The sequence below is a fragment of the uncultured Aquimarina sp. genome, from assembly GCF_947492115.1.
In the GTDB taxonomy this organism is placed as follows: domain Bacteria; phylum Bacteroidota; class Bacteroidia; order Flavobacteriales; family Flavobacteriaceae; genus Aquimarina.
This window is the reverse complement of sequence record NZ_CANLMM010000004.1, coordinates 461,614-486,376: the sequence shown is the minus strand read 5'-3', so window position 1 is coordinate 486,376 and position 24,763 is coordinate 461,614. Positions and strand designations below refer to the sequence as shown.

General features: G+C 31.7%; 16 protein-coding genes. 8 read left to right on the top strand and 8 right to left on the bottom strand.

Annotated elements, in window-relative coordinates:
- Nucleotides 1-270: 270 nt before the first annotated feature.
- Both Q1A73_RS15265 and Q1A73_RS15260 read left to right on the top strand, forming a co-directional pair.
- Nucleotides 271-840: a hypothetical protein gene (locus Q1A73_RS15265; RefSeq protein ID WP_299607128.1), complete on the top strand. Its 570-nt coding sequence runs from the start codon at nt 271-273 to the stop codon at nt 838-840.
- Between the two features lie 23 nt (nt 841-863).
- Nucleotides 864-1,214, top strand: a complete 351-nt coding sequence (locus Q1A73_RS15260; RefSeq protein ID WP_299607127.1) for a hypothetical protein — start codon at nt 864-866, stop codon at nt 1,212-1,214.
- A 61-nt stretch (nt 1,215-1,275) separates the two neighbouring features.
- Here Q1A73_RS15260 and Q1A73_RS15255 read toward each other — a convergent pair whose 3' ends face one another.
- A complete protein-coding gene (locus tag Q1A73_RS15255) occupies nt 1,276-4,152 on the bottom strand; it encodes a pitrilysin family protein (RefSeq protein ID WP_299607126.1) in 2,877 nt (958 codons plus the stop codon).
- Between the two features lie 269 nt (nt 4,153-4,421).
- Nucleotides 4,422-8,192 (bottom strand): T9SS type A sorting domain-containing protein, encoded by a 3,771-nt coding sequence (locus Q1A73_RS15250; RefSeq protein WP_299607125.1) that lies wholly within the window; start codon nt 8,190-8,192, stop codon nt 4,422-4,424.
- Between the two features lie 452 nt (nt 8,193-8,644).
- Between Q1A73_RS15250 and Q1A73_RS15245 the strand changes: the two genes are divergently transcribed.
- On the top strand, nt 8,645-9,247 hold the full coding sequence (locus Q1A73_RS15245) for a hypothetical protein (RefSeq protein ID WP_299607124.1): 603 nt from the start codon (nt 8,645-8,647) through the stop codon (nt 9,245-9,247).
- A gap of 536 nt (nt 9,248-9,783) precedes the next feature.
- Here the strand turns inward: Q1A73_RS15245 and Q1A73_RS15240 are convergent.
- Nucleotides 9,784-11,322 carry a YifB family Mg chelatase-like AAA ATPase gene (locus Q1A73_RS15240; protein WP_299607122.1) on the bottom strand — a complete coding sequence of 513 codons (1,539 nt, stop codon included), beginning with the start codon at nt 11,320-11,322 and terminating at the stop codon, nt 9,784-9,786.
- A gap of 570 nt (nt 11,323-11,892) precedes the next feature.
- Entirely contained in the window at nt 11,893-13,227 is a 1,335-nt protein-coding gene (locus tag Q1A73_RS15235) for an aspartate kinase (RefSeq protein WP_299607120.1), read from the bottom strand.
- Between the two features lie 103 nt (nt 13,228-13,330).
- Between Q1A73_RS15235 and Q1A73_RS15230 the strand changes: the two genes are divergently transcribed.
- The 4 genes from Q1A73_RS15230 to Q1A73_RS15215 all read left to right on the top strand — a co-directional run bounded on the left by Q1A73_RS15230 (nt 13,331) and on the right by Q1A73_RS15215 (nt 18,104).
- A complete protein-coding gene (locus Q1A73_RS15230; RefSeq protein ID WP_299607118.1) occupies nt 13,331-13,975 on the top strand; it encodes a hypothetical protein in 645 nt (214 codons plus the stop codon).
- A 166-nt stretch (nt 13,976-14,141) separates the two neighbouring features.
- Complete coding sequence (locus Q1A73_RS15225; RefSeq protein WP_299607116.1) at nt 14,142-15,971, top strand: helix-turn-helix domain-containing protein; 1,830 nt, start codon at nt 14,142-14,144, stop codon at nt 15,969-15,971.
- A gap of 63 nt (nt 15,972-16,034) precedes the next feature.
- Nucleotides 16,035-17,204: a CARDB domain-containing protein gene (locus Q1A73_RS15220; RefSeq protein WP_299607114.1), complete on the top strand. Its 1,170-nt coding sequence runs from the start codon at nt 16,035-16,037 to the stop codon at nt 17,202-17,204.
- Nucleotides 17,205-17,366: 162 nt separating this feature from the next.
- The gene (locus tag Q1A73_RS15215) at nt 17,367-18,104 is read left to right on the top strand and encodes a hypothetical protein (protein ID WP_299607113.1); all 738 of its coding nucleotides are present in this window, start codon (nt 17,367-17,369) and stop codon (nt 18,102-18,104) included.
- A 76-nt stretch (nt 18,105-18,180) separates the two neighbouring features.
- Here the strand turns inward: Q1A73_RS15215 and Q1A73_RS15210 are convergent, their stop codons facing one another.
- The 4 genes from Q1A73_RS15210 to Q1A73_RS15195 form a co-directional block, all read right to left on the bottom strand.
- Nucleotides 18,181-20,253: a M13 family metallopeptidase gene (locus Q1A73_RS15210; protein WP_299607112.1), complete on the bottom strand. Its 2,073-nt coding sequence runs from the start codon at nt 20,251-20,253 to the stop codon at nt 18,181-18,183.
- Nucleotides 20,254-20,520: 267 nt separating this feature from the next.
- A complete protein-coding gene (locus Q1A73_RS15205; RefSeq protein WP_299607111.1) occupies nt 20,521-20,985 on the bottom strand; it encodes an RES family NAD+ phosphorylase in 465 nt (154 codons plus the stop codon).
- A complete protein-coding gene (locus tag Q1A73_RS15200) occupies nt 20,985-21,437 on the bottom strand; it encodes an antitoxin Xre-like helix-turn-helix domain-containing protein (RefSeq protein WP_299607110.1) in 453 nt (150 codons plus the stop codon). The genes Q1A73_RS15205 and Q1A73_RS15200 overlap by 1 nt, the downstream gene beginning before the upstream one ends.
- 53 nt (nt 21,438-21,490) lie before the next feature.
- The gene (locus Q1A73_RS15195; protein WP_299607109.1) at nt 21,491-23,812 is read right to left on the bottom strand and encodes a hypothetical protein; all 2,322 of its coding nucleotides are present in this window, start codon (nt 23,810-23,812) and stop codon (nt 21,491-21,493) included.
- A 358-nt stretch (nt 23,813-24,170) separates the two neighbouring features.
- Here Q1A73_RS15195 and Q1A73_RS15190 point away from each other — a divergent pair, with 358 nt between their 5' ends.
- Nucleotides 24,171-24,704 (top strand): hypothetical protein, encoded by a 534-nt coding sequence (locus Q1A73_RS15190; RefSeq protein WP_299607108.1) that lies wholly within the window; start codon nt 24,171-24,173, stop codon nt 24,702-24,704.
- Nucleotides 24,705-24,763: the final 59 nt, after the last annotated feature.

Below are 24,763 nucleotides of genomic sequence, written 5' to 3'. Positions count from 1 at the left end.
AACATTAATTCACATAGCTAAAACACGGATTCTACATAGGAAAACAACTTTAAAACATAGGGGTAAATACCCCAAAGCATGATATTTAGTTACATCATATAATTCTCGAGTATTCTTTTGACTAGCAGTATTTTTAATATATATCGGTGCTAAGCAAGAACGCAAAGCTCTATCCCCTGAATTCAGTGAGAACATTTTCACTAAATGAAGTGTAGCTAAGCACATAGTATTTATAAATCTTTGTATTGTAAAAATTAAAACTCTTTTATCATGAGAACTGCATTTTTAAAATATACATTCATTGTTACAATTATTTTCATCTCAAAAACACAGTCACAAGAATTAGTTCTTTCCTCTACTACAAACACTTCTAACATATCAGAAAATATAGGTACGAATGGAAACACAAAGAAGACATTACACTATAGTAATGGTACTATTAAAGAAATACGAGAAACCAAAAATGATGTATTACATGGACTTTGGAAGTTTTTCTTTAGTAATGGGGAGTTAAAAAAAGAAGGTGCCTTTTCACAAGGCAAATCTATAGGTACCTGGAAAATTTACAATAAGAAAGGACAATTAATCTTTATTGAAAACTATAAAAACGGAAATGAGCATGGAACTTGGAAAGCATTTTTTCCTAACGGAAATGTAAAAATAGAAGGAGAATTTGTTTCTGGCAAAAGACAAGGACCTTGGAAAGTTTATACAGAAAATGGAGTACTTAAAAAACTGATAACTTTTGAAGATGATATTGAAAAAGGTGAAATTGAATTGAATGATCCGTCTAAGGATTTAAACTTCTTTTCGGTTCAACAATCTATTGGAAATTATTAAGTCCAATTTAAAATTCACACATTATGTTTACACTTACTTTACTATTCATGCTATCGATCATTATTGTTGGATATTATAAGTCATACTGGTCAAAAATTCAGAAACATTATGAATGTATCAACTATGAAAACTATGCATTGATCAAAGAATCTCCTTTCTCTGAGGAATGTAGTAACTACGAGATCTTAAAAAAAGAGAATCAAATCTGGTTTAAAAACGATGGGTATTCACTGTTTTATATTCAGTTAGTTTCTTTGGATTCTAAGAATGTTGAGCTTATTGGACTTGATGGGTATGGGATGAGAAATATGGAATTTAAAAAGTATGTATGTAAACTGATACAGAAGATAAAAATTAAACACAATACGGTATAAAATAAAATAAGGGATAAAATAAATTTTATCCCTTATCTAATTAATTTTTCTAATCTAAAAATTACATTTTTACATCAGATAGTTTTACTTCTTTTGCTTCTTTATCTAACATAATTACTTCATCAAAACCAGCATTTTTGAATTGTTCAAACTGCGTTGCTGCATCTCCAATTACCAAATACGCCATTTTAGATTCATCTAAATACTTATTTGCTAATGCCTTATGCTGCTCTAGTGTCATTCCTTCGATAATAGCTTCTTCTTTAGCAATGTAATCAGGAGCAAGATCATATCTTCCCATTTCCTGTAACATTCCTAATAACGCTCCTTGCGTTTCAAACCTACGTGCATTTGATTTAATCAATGCGTTTTTAGTAAAAGCAAGATCTTCTTCGGAAATACCTTTTTTGTATTTCTCGATTTCATCTTTAAAGATTTTTACCGATTCAAAAGTAGTATTGGTACGAACACTAGAAGATGCTGTAAAAGTACCTGGAATTTTACTACCTCTAAACCCAGACCTAGCTCCGTATGTATATCCTTTTTCTTCTCTTAGAATAAGATTTACATTTCCAGAAAAAGATCCTCCTAATTTATAATTCATAACAGTTGCTGGGAAATAATCCTCATCCGTACGAGCCATTGATAAATTTCCTATGTTAATAACAGACTGTTTTGCATTAGGTATATCTACAAAGTACAATGATGCTTTATCTCTATTGTTTACAATCTCATATTCTGGAATTGTTACTTCTTTACTTGCCCATTTGCTTTCTAAATTTTTAAGTGCTTCAAGAGCTTTGCCTTGACCTAAATCACCAACTATCTGAAACTTACTCACAGAAGGTGAAAAATTATTGTTATAAAACTGTTTTAAATCATCAATAGTAATAGATTCTACAGATGCTACAGTTCCGCTTGTTGGATACGCAAACATATGCTTATCTCCATACAATACTTTATTGTATACATTTCTTGCCACTACGTTAGGGTTAGCAGAAGACCTTTTTATATCATTAATAGTTTTAGTCTTGATTCTTGCAAATTCCTCTTCATCCCATCTTGGTTGTAGTAGAATTTCTTCTACAAGATTCATTGTTTTATCTAGATTTCTTACCAACGTATTTCCGCTAACAACTATTGCTTCTCGTGTTGTATACATATTGATTGAAGCTCCTAACAATTCGATTTCTTCCTCTAATTGTTCTGGAGTTTTAGTAGCGGTACCTTCCATCATAATATCCGTCATTAAATTCGCTACTCCAACTTTATCAAAAGAATCAAGCAAATGTCCTCCAGAAATTACTAAACTGAAATTAACCAAAGGCAATTCGTTTTGTTCTATTCCGTATACCTTCATTCCATTAGATAAAGTTGTATTCCAAGAAGAAGGGATATTTAGTTTTGGAGAATCTCCTTCTTTTGGTGCCACAGATCTATCAAAAGCAGAAGGTGTTTTTTGTATCTCCTCTTTCGAATCTACTACAGCTGTTTCAACATTTTCTTTGATCTCTTCTTCGACTACTGCAGCTACTTCAGAATCTTTTGCTGCTAAATCTGTTTTACCTTTAGGAACAAAACTAGTAATTACATAAGGCTTATCTTTAATATAGGTATTATATACTCTAAGCACATCTTCTTTAGTAACCGCTTTTATATTTTCGATATCTTGGGTAATAAACCCTGGATCTCCAGCAAATACATTATACTGTGCTAATTGAAAAGACTTACCAAGTACACTACTGATCCCATTATAGAATTGCGTTTCTAAACCTGCTTTAATTCTTTCGATATCTGTTTCTGTAATTCCCTCTTCTTCAAATTTCTTGAAAGCTTCAAAAACTCCAGCTTCAATATCCGCAAGGCTTTTTCCATCATTTGCAGTAATATTCACTCTGAATTTACCTGCTATTTCCATGGATCTATTCCAAGCATTTGTATCAGATGTTAATTCTTTTTCTTTTACAAGCACTTTATACAATGGTGCTTTTTTTCCTTCTGATAATAGCTCTCCTAAAAAGTCCAACGCATATGCATCTTTTGTATACTGCTCTACCGTTGGCCAAACCATATTAAGCTGGGCCGTAGTTGCAAAGTTATCCTCGTGCATAAATCTTTTTGTTTCGGACAACGTAACATTCTGAACTTTTAATTTTTCTACTGGCTGTCTTTTTTTAATTTCTCCGAAGTACTTTTCGATCATTGCTTTAGCCTCTGCAGTCTCAAAATCTCCTGCCAATACTAACGTTGCATTATTCGGTCCGTAATACTTATCATAGAATTCTTTTACATCCTCTACAGTTGCATTTTGAAGATCTACCAATTCACCAATTACCTGCCAGTTATAAGGATGTCCTTCTGGGAAAATATTCTTGTCAATTACCCAGTTTGTGTGCCCATAAGGATTGTTATCTACACGCTGTCTTTTCTCGTTCTGTACTACTTCCTGCTGATTATTAAAAGCACTTTCAGTAACTGTATTAATTAAGAACCCCATTCTATCAGACTCTAACCACATTACTGTTTCCATAGCATTTTTTGGTACGACTTCGTAATAAATTGTACCATCTTGCCAAGTACCACCATTAAGGGTTCCTCCTACATCTTGGATTTTTTTAAAAAATTGATCTTGCGGAACGTTTTCTGATTCCTGGAATAACATATGCTCAAACAAGTGAGCAAAACCTGTTCTTCCTTTCTTTTCACGATTAGATCCTACACCATATTGAATGGCTACAGAAACAATAGGATCTGATTTATCCTGATGCAAAACGACTTGAAGACCGTTTTCTAATTCGTACTTTTCGAAATCGATAGATAATTTACCAACTTCTTCGCTTTCTGATTGAGTTTCAGTCGTTTCTTTTTTACAAGAAATAACTGAAACAAATAAAAAGGACATTACCACAATAAAAGTCCTAGATATTCGAGTTTTCATGATGTATTATTTAGATTAAGCTTTAAAAGTACTTTAAGCAAGTGAGTATTCCCTTTGTTGGATTATTAAAAAAAAGTTAAAAAGGCTGTATTCCTTATAATTAGAACTCTTAAATGAGATGTTTTTTATGAATTCTTCAAGATATAGCCAAAAATTGGTTTAATCTTTAGGATGTTCTCATCTTTATCTTAAAAAAAGACCTCTAACCATTTAAAAATAGTAAGAGGTCTTTTGCCAGTTTAAGTTCTGATATAACTAGTATATCAAGGTTATCTTTTGATCATTTTCTTAATCACTTTTTTCTGATTATTCTCAATCATAACAAAGTATGCTCCAGAAGCTAATGAAGAAGTGGTAATTTCGATTCTTTTTGATGTTATATTTTGAATATTTACATAGTCATTTAATCTTCTTCCTCTAATATCAACGATATTAATGACTGGATTTACGAAATCAAAAGAATTATCTATAAACAATTTCCCATCTACTGGATTCGGATACATTTGGATGGTATCAATATTTATATCTTCTACACTAAGTGTTGCAGGCTGCACATCTAGAGTAAAATTAATTAATTGATTTGGAGTACCACAGTTCGCACCAAAAGTAACCTCTACGGTCCAATCACCATCCTCATTTCCATCTAACTCGATGTTAGCAAAATTAATAGTATCGGTATTATACGTCTGTCCTCCTGGAGCTGTCCATATCACAGAAGCATTATTACTAGACGCTGGTATCGTTAATTCTATGTCTAAAGTTTCGATAACAGATACCGTGTCTCCATCGCTAAAAGATGTAACAGTTCCTCCATCAATAGTATACTGACTATCACCATCCGTTAAATCTGGTACTTCGGACGTAACATTTACCGACACTGGTGTTCTTATAGATTCACATCTTCCTCCTTTTGAGGTAAAATTCCATTCGTAAAAAAAGTAATAAAAATCTAATGCATTAAATGAGTTTCCTATTATCGAAACAATATTAGAAGGAGAAGTATATGGATAGTTAACTCCGTTTCCTGTTGGAGTTCTTCTAAGCAATACCAAATCGCTAGAAACAGATATCACATTATTGTCTCCTTTGGGTACATTTAGATTAACAGTTACAAGTGATTCGCCTTCTGGTATATCAACTGTAGCCGATGCCACCAAATCACCAGAACTATTCGCCACCTGGATAGTTCTTTCTCCTGCCTGCATTGCAGATACCGTAAAAGACTCGATGATAACATCATCCGAAGTATTAAAAATAATTCCTGGAGAATTTGTATAATCAGTCGCTGTATTAACGCCTGGAGATGTAGTTTGTTCAGTTACGATCTTGCCAGAAACTCCAGAAACATAATATGTTGTAGTGGCTGTAATTGGCGAAGTAGTAAAAGAACTACCTGTAGCAATTTCAGTTCCTCCTGTGGCAGAAGTATACCATTTAAAATCTGAACTTCCCGATGCAGTGAGCACTGCTGTATCATCTGCACAAACATTCACATCTGATGCAATTGGCTCTAATGCTTCCTCTACATCCAATGTAAATGAATAATCAATAGCTCCACAAGTATTTGTCGAGTTAATTGTTACGATATACTCTCCTGCTTGATTTAATGAAATATCGTTAAACGTAATCGAAGAATCTGTACTTGAATAACCATTTGGTCCTACCCAACTAAATGTAGGATTATCACCTGTTAATACTTCTAAATTTAGTGCTACTGATTGTCCGGTGCATAATCCTTGTGCGGATCCTTGTTCAAATGCCCCATTATCCACAGAAAGCTCTTGTTCTGCAGTAATTGTTAAACAGCTAGGAAGTGAAGACCTCCAAATCCCTCGACCGTAAGTTGCTGCAGTAATAGAATTATCAGAAATATTTATTTCTAAATCATTAACTATTGTAGTTGGAAGATTATTCATAAAAGGTGTCCAAGAACCATTAGTAACACTTCTAAAAACCCCAATACTAGTAGCTACATAAATAGCATCTTGAGATTCTCCGGCTTGATGTACAATATCATTTATGAAAAAATATCTATCAGTAACTGGTAAATTAGAGGATATATTACTAAAATTAATACCTCCATCTATTGATTTTTGTACTCCAGAAGCTGTAGTAATCCATACGATATTAGGGTTGGTATTATGAATTGCAATTCCTCTGATATTACTCCCAAAAGTAAACACATCCGTAACAGTTGTTCCGGAATCTTCAGTTTTTTTAAGTGTACTTCCGACTGCTATATACATAATAGTGTTATCGGAAGGTGCTATTTCCATTTGATCCGCAGAACTTCCCAGACTTGCTAGCTGCACCCATCCGTTCTCTGTAGCATTTAATCTATATAGATTATCATAACCTGCAAATAACTCTCCATTACTATTCATTGCCAAAGGTGTAACCCAATTTCCACTAGATCCGTCAGGTTGAGCTACACTTCCTGAACTACTACTCCCTGCATTATTAGACATATAAAGACCACCTCCGTTTTGGATAAAACCATAATACTTATCATCATTGGTTGGATCTATAGCAGTATCCATTCCATCTGCTCCGTAATAATTCAACCAGTTACCATTCCCATTATTGTATGCATGTCCTCCATTATCTTGAAGTCCTCCAACCATTTTATTAGGGTCATTTTGAGAGATTGCAACCTTATAAAATTGACTTGCTTGAATACCTCCGGTGTGATCTGTAAAATTATCACCTCCATTTGTCGATGAATAGATTCCTCCATCGGAACATACGAATACTGTTCCTCCAAAAGATCTAATCATATGAATATCTGCATGAGTATACGACGGATCACCTGGAAGAAACCATTCATTTAATTTTGAAAAATTGGTGCCTCCATCATTCGATCTCCAGACATTTAAACAACCAACAAATACTTCTTCAGCATTCGTTTGAGACACTCCCAATGCCAAATCAAACCAAGCTTGGCTACTTTCGATAACATCTGTTGTCGTATTTCTTTCTACAAATGATTCTCCACTATCTTCAGAACGGTAAACTCCTTTAAATGTCAAATCTTCATTAACACTTAAAATATATACATAAGTATTATTTGCAGGTGTTACTTCTATTACTAATCTACCATTCGATGTTGGAACTCCACTTGTTATCGGGTTAAAAGAGTTTCCCCCATCTGTAGATTTGTAGTATTCATTTGTCGTTACCGCATAGATAGTATCAGGGTCTCCCGGTTTTAATTTTACATCCTTTATGTTTCCCGAAAGTGTTCTATTCCATGAAACACCTGAATCATTTGTCTTGTAAACCCCTTGATTTGTGGCTACCCATAAAATAGAAGAATTTGTCGGGTGCATATAAATTTCATTCATTGAACTTGGAGTATTATCCGGCCCTAAACCAGTTGGGTTCCATGTTTGCCCTCCATCTGTAGATTTAAAAACCCCTGCACTTTGAGTATCATTACCATCATCATCTCCTGTTGCGATATAGATGATATCAGAATTAGAGTAATCAACAGCTATTCCAGAAACTCCTATTTGTGGTAAGTTATCAGTTAAAGGAACCCACGTTCCACCTGAGTTAATAGATTTCCATAAACCACCGGCTGGGGTTCCTACATACCATGTATTTGTATCGTTAGGATCCACAACGATTACATTAGTTCTTGCTTGTCCAGATGACCAAGAACCTGTATTTGTATGAGTAAACGGCCCAATTGCTTCCCAATTACTTAAATCTACCGAAGCAAACTTATTTTCTATTTCGTTTCTATGCTCCCATGCAATCCATTTATCTTTTGCCGTCGGTAAATATCCTTCTTGGTCTACAATATCTTCCCATATATATTCCCATCTCTTGAAGGGTTTATAACCACTTCCTTTTTTATTCTTGTCGTGAGTTTTCCAATACTCATTAAAAGATCGTTGAATTTCTTGAAAAGTTGGCTTAACATCTTTACTTTTTTTACTTTGGTTCAAAGTACTCATCCAGGGAGCATCTGCATTATATTGTGCCGTTAAAACCCCTACTGATAATAACGCGAAAAAGAGATAAAAATACTTCATTGTTGATTAAAATTTTAGTGATTGATTAAAATGATACATATTATAATTGTGTAAAAAATAAAGTTCCTTTTATATTAACAGATATATTTATGATTACCCTACTCATACAAGTTATAAATAACATATAAATCTATATTTGTTTTTTATCCTAACCATCCTTCTCTATCCAAACTTCTATATTGGATCGCTTCGGAGATGCTATTTTAATTCAAAATACATCTACTTGTTAACTTGTATTAGTTTTTTTAACTTTTTAAAATAATCGCAATTTGAATATTTTGCAATCAGAGAAAGAATATTAGTTCATAACTTTTTAAAAAAGAGAATAATTCCCCTTTAAATTTTATTATAAACATATTACTTTAGATTCCTACTTTAATAAAATTAATAAGTAAATGGGATTTTTTTCAAACTTCAAAAATAACTTTACAAACAATAAAAAATTTAGAATTTTGACTATACTATCAGCTATCTTCGCTATCCTCTCAATAATAACTGGGTTCTGGGCAAATTCAATAAAAGAAAATCTGGATCATAAGGACCAAATGGAACGAGACAATAAAACCGATAAAATATTAGAATCCAACATTAAGACTGAATTTAATACCAGTAGCGCTAGGTTTTTCCAAGAAAATAATGATTTTGAAAAATATAGTAATTTTTTTAAATATGGTTTTGTTGTATATCATCAGAGTTTAGACTTTGACAAACCGTTTAAAAAGGCTTATGGTAGCAAAATTCATGTAGAATATATTGAGTATTCAAATTCGAAAATATTAAAACCGAAAAATAAAAATAAAAGATATAAATTACAGACAGATAGTAAATATAAGAAAGTTGCTGGGAATAGAAACCTTTCCAACAACACCTTTGTTTCTTACATAGACGTTGGTGTAGAAGCCGTTGGAAATATTCAATTGTTGAATGGCTTTGGTAATTATGGTCAACCTGATTATAATTTTTGTGATTACTTTGTATTGCTAAGCCCAGAACCACCTTTTACGTTTGCAATAGGACCTCAGGATTGTAATATTTTGAAGAAGATACGTAATTAGACCTAGATAATTTACATAATTAATTTTTGTATTACCTGTCTTCTTTTGACTTATCGCTAAGTTCATGTAATCTAAAAAGTCGTTCTCTAAATTAAAATTCTTTATGGTTTTTCCAATAGATCGTGTCATTATCTGCATCTGCCATAAATACCTTAGCTCTTATTGAATCTTTTAATTCTAGCTTTTTAGGTTTTGTTGTATTTGAATATGGATAAAGATTAAATAAATAGAATCAGTTAGTTTTCTATAGTTTAGGAAACTAGAATATTTATAAGCCTGTTGACCACCGTAAATTATTAGTGCAGAATCGCTTTGAAAGAAATAATATTATCGTACAAAGAATTCCCACTCACATCATTGTACATAAACCCTTTACCAACAATATCCTTTGTGCTTTACTTCCTTGAAATATAAATAGCATTATTACTAAACTAATATTTTGCAGAGATCACTGGTTTTTTCTTAATATAGGCTTTATGTAATCAACATTAAAAAAGGGATTTTCCCTAAGCTATTTTATTGACATAATTTAGAAATCATCCTAACCATCCTTCTCTATCCAAACTTCTATATTGGATCGCTTCAGAAATATGAGACCCTTTAATACATTCTGAACCTTCTAAATCTGCTATGGTTCTAGAGACCTTAAGAATTCTATCATAGGCTCTTGCCGATAGATTCAATCGTTCCATAGCTGTTTTGAGTAATTCTTTAGATGCAATATCTAACTGACAATATGATCGTAATTGTTTTACATTCATCTGGGCATTATAATGGATGTTTTTCTGGTCTCTAAAGCGTCTGGTTTGAATATCTCTTGCTTTTATTACTCTTTTTCTTATCTCCACACTACTCTCACCTTTTCTATCTTCGCTTAACTTATCAAAAGGTACAGGAGTAACTTCTATATGTATATCGATACGATCTAATAAGGGTCCAGATATCTTACTGAGATATCTTTGCATCTCGGCAGGAGATGAGGTTACAGGTGCGTCAGGGTCATTAAAATATCCACCAGGACTAGGATTCATGCTTGCCACTAACATAAAACTTGATGGATAGGTAACTGTAAATTTGGCTCTAGAAATGGTTACTTCTCTATCTTCTAAGGGTTGGCGCATCACTTCCAAAACTTCTCTTTTAAATTCTGGGAGTTCATCTAAAAACAAAACTCCATTATGGGATAATGAAATTTCTCCCGGTTGTGGATAACTACCTCCTCCTACCAGAGCGACATTGGATATCGTATGATGCGGGCTACGAAAAGGCCTTTGCGCCATTAAACCAACATTATCTTTTATTCTTCCGACTACACTATGAATTTTTGTAGTTTCCAACGCTTCCTGAAGTGACATCGGAGGTAAAATACTAGGTAATCTTTTACTAAGCATTGTTTTTCCGCTTCCTGGAGGTCCTACCAAAATAATATTATGACCACCTGCGGCAGCAATTTCCATACATCTTTTTATACTTTCTTGTCCTTTAACATCTGCAAAATCATACTCTGGGTTATCCAATTCTTTATAAAATTCTGTTCGTGTATCTACAAATGTTTGCTCTAATGTTCCAGCTCCATCAAAAAAATCAATAACTTCTTTAATATTTTCTACACCAAAAACCTGTAGATTATCTACAATAGCTGCTTCCTTAGCATTTTGTTTGGGTAAAATAAACCCTTTAAAGCCTTCCTCTCTGGCTTTTATTGCAATGGGCAATGCTCCTTTTATGGGTTGAAGACTTCCATCCAAAGAAAGCTCTCCCATAATAAGATATTCGGATATATCAATCCCTTTAATTTGAGAACTAGCAGCTAAAATCCCAATAGCTAATGTTAGATCATATGCAGATCCTTCTTTTCGTAAGTCGGCAGGAGCCATATTAATCGTAATTTTTTTTCCAGGGAGTTTATAGTGATTATTCTGAAGTGCAGCTGCAATACGAAAACTACTTTCTTTAATTGCATTATCTGGGAGTCCTACCAAATGATAACCAATTCCTTTGTCTATATTAACTTCTACAGTAATAGTTGTTGCTTCTACACCAAAAACAGCGCTTCCGAAAACCTTAATAAGCATATTCTCTTATTTTAATGGGAGTTATAGCCTCCCATAGAGTACAATTCTTATTAGTTTGTGTCTTTAGTGTAATAAATGTTACCCTAGAACATGATTTTTTTTAAAAAAATATTCTGGGAAAGTAAAAAGATTTAATATATCTAATTCATCTTGTAGGAGAGTTATCAAAAGAGAAAATATTACACTTTTGATTCCTACACGAAAAGGATATAGCAAAATTCTCTAAAACCAAAATCTTATTTGGACAAGGATTAATTAACGTATTAAAAATACTTTCACGAAAGTAAAAGTGACGATTGTATAAAAAACAAATAGGACTATTTCTAGGCGGTATTTTTCTATTATTCTCTTTAGCATCTCGGTTTGGTTTACATTCTTAGTTAAGTTCATATATAAAACAGTTAGCATACCAATTACCCTAAAATTAATAACAAAAAAATCCCAATCTTGGTTAGTTATTGGGATTTATCAAAAACAATAATTTTGATTGTAGCAAATTATTAATAGTCAATATTCTTATATATCCAACTATCTTTTCACTAATACTCATCAAATAACATAACAAACAATTTAAATCATTGCTTCCTGATGAGACAGAAACAATTTTTCATTTAAAAACCTAAGGGTTGGTATTTTATCTTTGGTTTCTACAAGAATTGAAATATTATTATTACTACCACCATAAGAAATCATTCTTACGGGTATATAATTTAATATTTCAAAAAGCTTGTGAGAATTTTTATCATTAATAACAGACTCTCCAACTACACAAATAATACTGTGATTTTGTTCTACTGTTATTTCGGCATAGTTTTCTATTTCCTTTACAATCTCGTCTATGTATGTAGTATCATCAATAGTTAAAGAAATTGCTATCTCCGAAGTTGTAATCATGTCTATAGAAGTATGGTAATTGTCAAATACTTCGAATATTCTTCTTAAATATCCATGAGCCATTAACATTCGGTTCGATTTGATCTTAATCGCAGTAATACCATCTTTTGCAGAAATCGCTTTTAAGCCTTTTCTGTAGGTTTTATTGGATATTACAGTTCCTGAAGCTTCTGGATCAAAAGTGTTCTTGAGTAAAACAGGAATGTTCTTATCTACTACAGGTGAGACAGTTTGAGGATGTAATATTTTAGCACCGAAGTAAGCCAATTCTGCCGCTTCATTATAAGTAAGATGCGAAATTGGATTTGTTCCTTCTACGTATCTTGGATCATTATTATGTAATCCGTCTATGTCTGTCCAAATCTGAACTTCTTTGACATTTAGTGCAGCTCCAATAATCGTAGCCGTGTAATCACTACCTCCGCGTTTTAGTGTACTTATTTGCCCTAAATGATCTCTACATACAAAACCTTGTGTAATATAGATTTCATGAGACTCTTCGGAACTTAACACTTGTTCTAATTTTTGAGAAACTTTAGAAATATTAGGATTATCTACGTTATCCACATACATAAATTCCTTTGCTGCTATCAGTCTATTTGCAACTCCTTTTGTAGAAAGAAAGTTTGAAAAAATATACGTCAATAAAGTTTCTCCAAAAGTCAAAACTTTCGCGTTTAAAACTTCTGTATATTCTTGGTTAGATAACTCTAACATTTCAGTAATCATTAAAGAAACCCTATCCTTCATCTCACTTCTTAAACCAGCATCTTCAATTAATGCATCAATAACATCTAAATGCTTGTTTTCTAATCTGTGTAAGTTTCGGGTAACTGCTTCAGCATCTTTTAATTTTATATAAGAAACTAAATTCACCAATTGATCCGTTACACCAGACATTGCTGAACATACTACGATCTTCTTATCATTGTCTCTAGAAAGAATTTGCTTTACTCTATGTAAGTTCTCTACAGATCCAACAGATGTTCCTCCAAACTTTAAAATCTTCATTGCATATAATTTTTTCAATGCATAATTAAACAATAGTTTATACAGAATAAATATTTTAATAAAAAAAGTCTATATTTACACATTGTGTTAAATATCTAACAAAATGAAAACAATAACAGATTGTGTACATAATATTCTTAGACATCAACCTTTTTTAGAAGATGCTCTCTCCAGAGATATTATTAATTTTAGTTCTTTAGCTACTGACTTACTACCGCAAGTAGAAAAAGAAATGAGAAAACCAGTAAAAGCAGGATCTATCGTAATGGCCTTGCGCAGATATCATCCCAAAAGAATTAAAAACTCGGAAAACCTTGGAAATCTAGGTGATATTGTTGTAAGATCTGGTATTACTGAGTATGCTTTTCTGAATTCCAATACGATACTTACCAGTCAATCAAATCTTTTGAATACTGTAAAAGATATGACCAAAACATATTTTACCTATTCCAGCAATTTTCAAGAAAGTAATATTTTAGTTTCATCTTCTCTAAAAGAAATTGTAGAAGATCACTTTAAAGATGAAACTTGCATTTCTGTAAAAGATGATTTATCATCAATGTCGATTGCTCTTCCGGATGACAGTTCCAAATCAATTGGTCTTTATTTCTATATATTTAAGCTTTTAGCATATGAGGGTATTCCAATTTTTGAAATCATATCTACCTCAAACTATTTTACATTATTCCTCGAAAAAGAATTTGTAAATGATGCCTTTTTATTAATGAATGAAATAAAAGAAAGGTAATTTCTATATGGACTTCAAGAATAAAAGAAAATCATATTTGATTCTCTCCTAACATATAAACATTGGGTTATTTTTCTTTTTTAATATTATATTAAATCGTATCCTAAATTTGGTTAAATGAATATATTTAACGGATTTTTACATATTATTTAATTTGGGGTGCTAGATGTTTAAAAAAATTAAGAAAAACATTGTTTTCTGGGTATTATTATGCTGTTTTGGAAGTATTGCACAACAAATTGATTCTTCTTCACAAGCATCAATCTATAATCGGCAAAACGATGTTGTATTACCTTTTGAGATTCAACAATTTATTCTGGAAGAAGATTCATTAGCACTTGTATCTAAGTTTATAAGAAATACTTATAAGATAAACCAAGACACTCTTTGCGCAATAAAAGGATATCAACTTTTCTTGAAACGTGGCATTAGCGAGAAAAATCTAAAAATTCAGCATTCTTGTCATTCAAGACTTGGCTTTATTTATTACAATCTATCAGAATATCAACAATCGATTTCTTATTATTATCAAGCACTTAAAACTGCAAAAAACCAAAGACATACAAAAAACATCATCAACAATAACAGCCAATTAGGTAGTATATTTTTTGATTTAGGAGATCTTGATAATGCATCAATTTTTTATACAAACGCTAAAGAATTGATAAAAAAATCAGATACTTTTTATAGCCCGGCGAAAAAGACAGAGAAACAATTAACTTTAGTTTTAAACATTGCTAATGTAAAAACCAGATTAAAGCGTTATGAAGAAGCTTTATTTGAAATAGAAAACGCTAAGGTTTTATTGGCTAAATTAAGTAAAGAAAAAATGGGAAAATATAAAAACGCTCATTTGTCTATGTTACTTAATAAAAGTTTCTGTGAACTTGAATTAGATCAGTTCGACAAGTCCGAGAAAACTATTGAAGAAGGCATAAACTTAGCTAAACAATACAAGTTTAAAAGTTTTATAGGAGACTTCTATGTCAATAAAGGTCTTTTATATTATAAGAAAGATGAATTAGAAAAGGCAAAGCAATATTTTGAAAAAGGCTTATCTATTTTCAATACCTATGAGAGCAAAAAGTTCTCTAATTACCTCATGGCAAACTACAATTTAGCTAAATGTCTTTTTGATCTAAAAAAAGAAAAAGAAGCATTAAAACTTTTAGAGAGTAATTTTGAGCAAGTTAATGGTATTTCTAATGTTCATAATATAGATAAGATGTATGAGCTTGCTATTCATATAGCCGAAAACTCAAACGACACTATAAAACAATTAATGCTCAGAAAAAATCTAAACAAGATCCAGAAAATAAAGACGAATGATCAACTAAAAGCTCGTGACATTATTCAAAAAAACGATTTCCAAACACATAAGAACCAGATAAACACATTTAAAACTAAAAACAAACAAAACACTACTATAAAAAATTTCTTTATTTCCATTAGTGTTGTTCTAATTATAACTTTAGTCATTTCTTTTCTGTTATATCGAAAAAATGCAATTTCAAATAAAAAAAGGTTCGAAGAAATTTTATTGAAACTTCATGAAACTGAAATACGAAAAGAAGAGAAAACCAAATCTAAAGTCCTAGAACCAGAATTATCTATAAAAGATGATCAGGTAATTGAAATATTGCAAAAACTAGAGAAATTAGAAAACTCTGATTTTTTTATACAAAAAGATTGTAATTTATATAGTACCGCAAAAAAAATTGGTACTAATACTTCTTATCTATCGAAAGCTCTTAATGAATACAAAAAACAATCTTTTGTAGAATACTTAAATAATTTACGGATTGACTACGTGCTAAAACGACTAAAAAATGATTCTAAATTTAGAGCCTATACGATTACTGCTATTTCGGAAGAAATAGGATATAAAAGTCCAAACACATTTACCAAAGCCTTTAGAAAAAAAACCAATCTTACACCTTCCTATTATATTAAACAATTTAATAAAGAGGAAGGTATGGATACCTCAAATTCATAAATTTGAGGTGCTAAGCTATATAATAGCTCTTTTCATAAGCTATTTTTGCATTAAAACTATCTCATGCAAAAAATCTTTTACCTCCTATTATGTTTACTTTTTTCGAAAACTATTATTTCTCAGGAAATTGATTATTATATTCCAATAGCAATTACTATCTCAGATAATCCAGATCTTTTAGATTCTCAAAAACAGATTTTCCAATTGTCATTTGAAGAAGAAATTCCCGAAACATTTTTTACCGATGATATTGTTACCTTTGATTTAAACATTTACAATCAATCTTCATATCCAAGACCTCGCTTGAAGATTGAATACGCACCTTGTTATGAATGCGATCAAAGAAGAGGTGGCTCATTACGTCCGATTATCATAGAACCTTGTGACGAAGTGGTTATTCTAAGTGGAGATGACGATTGCGATTCATTTCATCACCACCTTTTTCGAGGAGAAACTCTAAACTTAAAACAATTAGGTTTTAACGATTTACAATTAAATCTTTCTTATTTCGACCAAAGAGAATCACAATTTATAACAGTAGCACAGAAAACTGAATTGTTCCAGGTATTACCGATCCCTCCCGACCTAAAAGTAACACAAAAATACGCTCATATCACTTCGGGATCATCCAATAATAATATAAAATTGAGTGCTACAACCCTAATAAAAAACACTAGTAAAGTTTCTACTAATGAAACAAGTATCATTAATTATTATGCTTCAAAAGATGCTGTTTTTGATCCTTCCGACATATTACTTACTAAAAGACAAATTCCCGAAATGAAAGGTAATCAAGAAATTACCGTAAGCATTGGACAACAAATTTTTCTTCCACCATACTATAATGACATACCTAATAGTTTTTGTTATCTCATAGCCCTTATAGACCCTGAAAATTTGATACTGGAAAAAGATGAAACTAACAATATGGATTCTTTTCGTTTATGTTCTGAAAGTGATGACTATCATGGAAATCAAATACTAGTATATCCCAATCCAATAGAATCTTATGTATATGTAGAGAGCAAAAGCATGGATATAAACGAGGTAATTACATTAGAAGTTTATAACACCGAAGGAATTTTAATATACAATTCTACTTTACTACCTTTTCATTCTGAGAAAGAGAAAAACATCTATAGGTCAGAAAATCCTAATCTATCCAGAGGTTTATATCACTATCGTTTTCAAATAGGTAAGAACATTATACACAAAACTTTAGTTAAAAAATAAAGTAAACTATTTGAAATATTTTCATAAGAACAAATGATAACACAAGAGATGTAAATTTATAAATCTGCGTATACTGTCTTTCGTTATTAGTAAATCCACTCTTAGTTTAGCAATCGAAACGACGTCGATTCTTTTTTAATTCATCTTAAATCATTTTACAATATGAAAAAATTAAAAATTAAAATTTTAATGGTGATCGTCGCTGGTCTTTTATTTTCTTGTGAGGAAAACGAAACCGCAGAGGATCTACAACTCCTTGAATTGGATCACGATGTTATGATTACAACAAAAGGAGTGTTAGATTCTGAAGAAAGTCAATCGAAAAACTTCCGGGGATTCGAATTTAATTCAGGTACACTCTTTAGTAATGGATTACAAAGAACCTTAGATTTTTCTAGCAGAACCGTTGCACATACCACACAATGGGTTGATTTAACGATTTCTACAACGGTAAATATTGAAAGTTTAGACAGATCTGAACGAAATTCTAATATTGTTGCCACGGGAAGATCTGATATTCGATTAGATGGCGTTGGACAAGGATTAAGTCTTTTATATCGTAAACAAGGGATTTTTGGTAAAACAAAAGTTACTCCTTTTACCTCCGCTAGATTTCATTCTAATGTAGTATCAAGTCAAAATATTTATGCTGAAGATGGTCCTATGCAGTTAACCGTGCATGCAAATGAATTTGGATGGATGTGGATACGAATAAAACAAAACAATATAGAAAAGCATAGTGCATTATATCGTTTTACACCACCGTCCAATCCAAATAGTACTTTCTCTGGAGGAAGTATTCGTCTAAGTCGATTCGCCATTTCTGGTGGTAGCAATAATGAATTCGCTATTGCATCTTCCAGTTACAATGGTTATGCTGGTTGGTTTGAAGAACAATAAACTAAATCCATAACATTCTACAAAAAACAAAAGCCCTGATTTCTCAGGGCTTTTATTAATATTTTCTTTTAGTATGTTACCAAATACTCACTCTTTTTTCTGGAGCTAAATACATACTATCTCCTTCTTTAATATCAAAAGCATCATAAAACGCTTGTACATTTAATAAAGGTTGTATTGCTCTGGTAGTTCCTGGTGAATGAGGGTCTGTTTTAATTTGAGTCCTTAGAGCATCTTCTCTAATCTTTGTTCTCCATACAGTAGCCCAAGACATAAAGAATCTTTGTTCTGGAGTAAACCCATCAATATCTTCGGGTCTTCCATTTTCTTCTAAGTGCATTTGTAAACCATCATAAGCACCTAAAACACCTCCTAAATCACCAATATTCTCACCAAGTGTAAATTTACCATTGATAAAAACACTATCTAAAACTTCGATAGCGCTATATTGTTCCGCTAGAGCAGATCCTCGCTCTGTAAACTTTTTAAGGTCACCGTCTGTCCACCAATTTGAAAGGTTTCCTTCGGCATCAAAGCGAGCACCAGAATCGTCAAAGGCATGTGATATCTCATGACCAATTACAGCTCCGATCCCTCCATAATTTACCGCTTCATCAGCTGTATAATTATAAAAAGGTGGTTGTAATATTGCTGCTGGGAAAACAATTTCATTAAACAATGGATTGAAATAAGCATTTACTGTTTGCGGAGACATTCCCCATTCTGATTTATCTACAGGCTCTCCAATTTCTTCAATATTCTTTTTGAAACTCCATTTAGAAACTGCAATCATATTTTCGAAATAAGAATTTCCATCTTTTACATCTAATGTAGAGTAGTCTTCCCACTCATCAGGATATCCTATTTTGACTGTAAACTTATCCAATTTCTGAATAGCTTTTGTTTTTGTGCTGTCACTCATCCAGTCTAGAACTTCAATTCTTTTTTGATACGCTTTAATAACATTAGCGATCATTTTTTCGGCCTTAGCTTTTGCCTCTGGCGGGAACTTTTCATCTACATATAATTGACCTATAGCCTCCCCTACTGAACCATTTACTCTGGCCAAAGCTCTTTCTTCTAATGGTCTTTGTTTTATTGCTCCATTTAACGTTTTACTATAAAAGTCCCAATTTGCCTTTTCAATCTCTGTAGAAAGAGAACCTGCAGCGTTATTAAAAGTAGACCAACGCATCACAGTCTTAAGATCTCCGATGCTAGTGTTAGCAAGAACATCTTGCAATGCTACCATATACTTAGGCTGCATAACGATCACAGAATCTAAGTCTTTTTTTACCTCTAAATCCTTCATTAATTTATTCCAATCAATAGCAGGAGTCATTTCTGTTAATTGCTCCATAGATCTAGGATTGTTAAAGTTTCTTGTATCTCTACTTTCCACTTTATCCAAACGAGGTTCGGCCAATTTGGTTTCAATTAATAATATCGTTTCAGCATTTTTACGTGCTTGCTTTTCAGTTTCACCAATATATTGTAACATTCTGGTGATATGATCTAAATATTGTCCTCTTATTTCTTTAGATTTTTCATCTTGATCTAGATAATAATCGCGATCAGGAAGCCCTAAACCTCCTGTAGATATATAAGGAGCATTAACGGTACTATTACTCAAATTTGGAAACGACACTAAACCAGCGAACGGCGCTGAAACAGCAGTTTCTGAAGCTAATACTGTTTGCAGATCTTTTAAATTCTTAATTGCTGCAATTTTATCTAAAGTGGGTTTCAATGGGGTGATACCAGCTTTATCTCTTGCAATTGTATCCATAATAGATTCATAAATCAATATTGCTTTGTATTGATCTGTCCCTGCCGCATATTTTCCGCTAGCTTTTGCTTTAGCTAAAATATCCAATACATCGTAATCAGTTTTTTTCCTTAAAACTCCGAAACCTCCCCATCTGGTTCTATCTTCTGGGATTTCAGTGTTCTTCATCCAATTTCCATTTACATAGTTATAGAAATCTTCTTTTGGGCTCACAGAAGTATCCATGTTATCTAAGACAATCCCTGGAATCTTTTCTACTTTTGCAGTAGTTTCTTTTTGCCCTTCTTCTTCTTTTTTGGATTCATTCTTGCAACTGACGAAAGCAATTGAGAGTGCAACCAAAAAATACACTTTTCTCATTTTTGTATACATTTTATTAGCGAATTAAGTTTAGTTATTCAAAATATGACGTAAAAATTGAGGATTTGTTACTTATTTTGAATCTGGCAAGTTAGATAAATTGCAAAAATGAAGGAAATTCTTTACAAAATTTAACGAACTATAACAAACACCAAAAAACACAAGACACTGATTTACAACAAAAAACAATTAAACATTACCAAAGCATTAACTTTATATTAACATTTTAGTAATTTATCTTTCGTTTTCAAATTAACTGATCGTCCGTTAGAAAACAGATTTTAATAATCTAGAATCAAAATCGAAAGGTTCGATTTCTATTAATTTTACTAGATCAAAGTTTGGATGTAATGGATTAATCAATAGATTTTGCTCTCTTGGTACAATGATACTTGGTACTTTTAGGCCCAAATATTTATTCTCTGATATCCAATTCATAGCAAAATGTTGAATACCTGTAGATGGCGGTATTTTATTCCAATCCTTTGGTAACTCCTTTATATCGATAGTAGACACCAACTCGTCAGGTACCTCTATAGTGGCTAAAGACATATTATCTGGAAAGTAAGCAGCAGGAAGGTGAGCCAATACTTCTAAGACAGAAAGTGAAGAGCTTGTACTCGTATACAAAACTGCAACACCTTTAGGATTCCATCTACCTCCAACTGTTTTAGCTCCTATTCCGGTAAGGTCACGAATGTATTTTTGTTTCGCAATTCTATATACTAACATTATGCAAAAATTCCATGCTCAATACGAATTAATTCTTCGTTTAATAACTGAAATCCAAATGTAGTATCAAGCAATTCTTTTGGTCTTTTAGTAGCTAATGCAACATTCGGAAGTTCCATCCATCTTTTAAAACGTTCTAAATCTCCAAAGATACTCTCTCCTCTTGCATAAAGTTTTGCCAATTGTAATGCTTTTGCACTAGCTTCTGTGCTAAGTTTCTTTTTTAATTCGTATCGTTGTATGGTACGTTCAGAAACATGTAGGACATGCGCAAGCTCACTAAGATCAAAATCTATAGTTTTAGCAAGATGTAACAATGCTCTTTTATCTATTCCGTTTCGAGATAATTCTATAAAATCGTATACATTTCGTAAAGGGATATTAATATTTAAATATCTTAACAACCCCTGACTTTCTAGACTATCATAATCTAAAGGTGATACCGCGCTCATACATTACATTTTTTACATGACAAAAGTACGAAAAAAAATGACAAATGACTTATTTATTTTAAAATTATATCCAAATCCGATTTAATTGTATCTAATCTAGCCTCCATAGATCTAATTGCTATTTTGGATAAGTACCTTCCTAAAGGCAACACAGGTTTTATCTTTTCTTCATTTTTACGTTTAGAAATAGAATCTTCCAAATTTGTAGATGGTATTATTTCCGTTGGTTTCAACTCTACAATATGATCATCTCCTAATTTTTCCATTATTTCACGCGTATGACCATATCTTACATTCTGTAAGGTCGTTAAAGGTGCTGTTAACTGACTACTTGTTTTTGCTATTTTACGCTCTTCGCTATTAGTAATTAAGACATGCTTCATTTTTACTTTTTCAATCAACTCTGGAAAAGAATCTCTTAGGACTTTGGCAAGCACTTCTTCAATACCTTTTGATACTCTACCACCTATATTATCATAATATCCAGCATCTGCATACTGATCAGATGTTATTATATCCGTTCGGTCTTTTTTTCTTACCTCACCTACTGGAGTAACAAAAGGAAAACTTGCATTAATCCTCATAGCAGTTGAAAGATCTATAGATCCATTTGGATAACTAGATTGTACAGTATTAATAAAATCATTCATCCCCTCTAATGATCTTAGATGAGCATACGTTACTGGACTAATTATATTATAATTTCCAGTTTGCGTATGTGTTGTATTAATCAATAGTAAAGGTGGAATCTTAGGATCTGATATTTTCCTATTTTTAGAAATTACACCTTTATAAAAAGATAAAAATTCTTTGTTAAGAATTAGGTCCCCTTTTTCATCTGAAAAAAATTGCCCATGAGCTCGAATCCATTGATCTTCTAATAATTGTCCTCTATTTTTAAAATTAAATAAGCTAGTTACCTCTTTAAACAAATCTCTTCCTAATAATGACAATAATGCGGTAGAGAGGTAATTATCCTTATATATCACACTTGCTTTATAATTCAAATTAGGATTCTCAATATCAGATTGAATTTTAAAATCCGCCTTACGATTTGACATACTAGCATTACGAGCTTCAGCAAAAAACATAGCATTCCCAACACTTCCTCCAGAAGCCCCTGTTAACGAAAGTAAATTCCTATCAAAATAAGCCCCTTCTGATTTCTCGTATAAATAACTATGGGTTAGAAATGACCAAAGTCCTGCTCTCGAACCTCCTCCTTCTGCTGATACCATAATAATTGGAAACTTATTATCGGTATTTAAAATATCATCCTTCCTACTTTTTAGCCAATGATAAATATACGTATCTAACGAAACCCTATCTACAGTGGTTTTCTTTATTTCTAGTTGATAATGATCCGAGTTATCTGTAAAAAACCTTGAAGAAAAAATACAGATAATAGTAATAATAGATAAAAGAGGTAATCTAATCTTTTTTCCAAGTAAAATTAAAACAAAACAAATCATAAAAAGACTCAAAAGCGATAAAACCATTATCGATAAAGGATTTACTCTGGTAGCCCATTTTGGATAAAAATTGAAAATAAAGAAAGAGATTAATATCAAAAAGCCACCTACTAAGATAGTTCCATAGAATAACTTCTTTGGAAAACTTTTAAGGAATTTATAACTATTAAAAGACAAAGAAAAAAACAATAAAGTCAAGGCAGAATTAGCAAGAAATAATTTCCCCAGATCCTTTTCTGCCTGAGTATTTAGAGTCCCTAAAGAAATAATTAAAATCATTAGTCCAATAGAAATACAAAAAAATACAATTGTCGTATTTGCTATTTTATTGAGAAAATTCTTCAATAAAGTATATAACCTTGGTTCTGATAATAGTAACAATAGGAAAATTACTGATAGCAACATACTTGTTGAATCCAAAAACTTGGTATATGTATTTTCTAATCCAAATAATTCCATCGCATTAAGAATACTTAATGCAGATATCGCCAATAATAAAATCCCAAGAATCCTAGGCAATGTTTTTCTCATATGAATTCTTGTAGTATAAGAGTAACTAGCAGATTCACTCCTATCCTGAAATTTATAATGCTGATTAGGAATAAAACCTATAAGATTACGGATAGAAATATCCTTATAATTATGGTAGTAAAAATATTTAGGAATATTCCATATAATAAATGCCGAAATTGAGAGTAAACTAAAATATAAAGGAACTTCTAGCAAAAAGGTTTCTGTTTGGTTTAAAATCAGCAACAGATCTACCGTTTGAGGAAAATGCCATAACGCAAGGTATAGAAATCCTATAAAAATAATACTAATGATATTATTTGCTGATTCTCTAATTAGGCTTTTAAACCAGATACTAAAAGCTTGGAAATATAACAAAAGTTGGTTTTTCATCTTATTCAAATGTAGAACTAAAAATTCTGAAATTTCCCCTTATCTTAAAAATTACCTTTAAATTTTAAAATCACCTCTTCACTTTCCTAAATAGCTAAAAAAGTAATAAACTAACACTCAATATGTTAATAAAAATATAAATTTTAACATTTGTTAAAACACCTGTGTTTACAGGCTAAATGAGATTTTTTATAAAAACTAGGCTTCCGAAATCAATATTTTAGTTATAAAAATTACGGTTTTCACATAAAAAGTTGTATCTTGTCGTTAAATAAGTGTTTTACAACGATAAAAATACGTCATAAGTGAGATAATTCTTACTTTTTTAATTGCAGTTTAACCCAAAAAACTGAACCTTATGAAAAGAATATTACCCCTAGTTACCCTACTTTTTGCAAGTGTGGCATTTGCAAATGTAAAAATTGACATTTCGTACAAATTAATGTCAGTTACAGAGAACACCGTTATCAACGGATTAGACGAAAACACAGAAGAAGGTGTAATCTTTATTACAGAGAGTTTGCATATTGAAAATGGTGTACGAATTAAAATTAGAAATGCGTGCTTAATTATATTAGGAGACATTTCAGGAAACGGAATATTAGATGTTGATGAATCAGCAACTGTAACCTTAGAAGGAGAAAAGAAAGGAAGAATCACTTTCATAGATAGATTTCTAGCCGATTCTACTTGTCAGCAGAGTACAGGTCTAGAAACATTTAAAGATATTAAAGATGTACCTCTTGGTCTTACTTACAGTCTTTACACTTTAACAGGAAGGCTATTAGATAACGGAATAATAGATGAATACATCCATAACTATAGAGATCCAAAAACCTATTTTATTAAGGTGGAAGGATATAAACTAAGAAAAATAGTTTTTAAAGGTTAAATCAATCATAAAAAAGTAAGGTTTTATGATAGCACGGTCCTTTGGGCCGTGCTTTTTTT

Excerpts from the sequence above, each read along its gene's own strand:
- Q1A73_RS15265 (WP_299607128.1), top strand. The coding sequence starts at position 271 with ATGAGAACTGCATTTTTAAAATATACATTCATTGTTACAATTATTTTC.
- Q1A73_RS15260 (WP_299607127.1), top strand. The coding sequence starts at position 864 with ATGTTTACACTTACTTTACTATTCATGCTATCGATCATTATTGTTGGA.
- Q1A73_RS15255 (WP_299607126.1), bottom strand. The coding sequence starts at position 4,152 with ATGAAAACTCGAATATCTAGGACTTTTATTGTGGTAATGTCCTTTTTA.
- Q1A73_RS15250 (WP_299607125.1), bottom strand. The coding sequence starts at position 8,192 with ATGAAGTATTTTTATCTCTTTTTCGCGTTATTATCAGTAGGGGTTTTA.
- Q1A73_RS15240 (WP_299607122.1), bottom strand. The coding sequence starts at position 11,322 with ATGCTTATTAAGGTTTTCGGAAGCGCTGTTTTTGGTGTAGAAGCAACA.
- Q1A73_RS15235 (WP_299607120.1), bottom strand. The coding sequence starts at position 13,227 with ATGAAGATTTTAAAGTTTGGAGGAACATCTGTTGGATCTGTAGAGAAC.
- Q1A73_RS15230 (WP_299607118.1), top strand. The coding sequence starts at position 13,331 with ATGAAAACAATAACAGATTGTGTACATAATATTCTTAGACATCAACCT.
- Q1A73_RS15225 (WP_299607116.1), top strand. The coding sequence starts at position 14,142 with ATGTTTAAAAAAATTAAGAAAAACATTGTTTTCTGGGTATTATTATGC.
- Q1A73_RS15220 (WP_299607114.1), top strand. The coding sequence starts at position 16,035 with ATGCAAAAAATCTTTTACCTCCTATTATGTTTACTTTTTTCGAAAACT.
- Q1A73_RS15215 (WP_299607113.1), top strand. The coding sequence starts at position 17,367 with ATGAAAAAATTAAAAATTAAAATTTTAATGGTGATCGTCGCTGGTCTT.
- Q1A73_RS15210 (WP_299607112.1), bottom strand. The coding sequence starts at position 20,253 with ATGAGAAAAGTGTATTTTTTGGTTGCACTCTCAATTGCTTTCGTCAGT.
- Q1A73_RS15205 (WP_299607111.1), bottom strand. The coding sequence starts at position 20,985 with ATGTTAGTATATAGAATTGCGAAACAAAAATACATTCGTGACCTTACC.
- Q1A73_RS15200 (WP_299607110.1), bottom strand. The coding sequence starts at position 21,437 with ATGAGCGCGGTATCACCTTTAGATTATGATAGTCTAGAAAGTCAGGGG.
- Q1A73_RS15195 (WP_299607109.1), bottom strand. The coding sequence starts at position 23,812 with ATGAAAAACCAACTTTTGTTATATTTCCAAGCTTTTAGTATCTGGTTT.
- Q1A73_RS15190 (WP_299607108.1), top strand. The coding sequence starts at position 24,171 with ATGAAAAGAATATTACCCCTAGTTACCCTACTTTTTGCAAGTGTGGCA.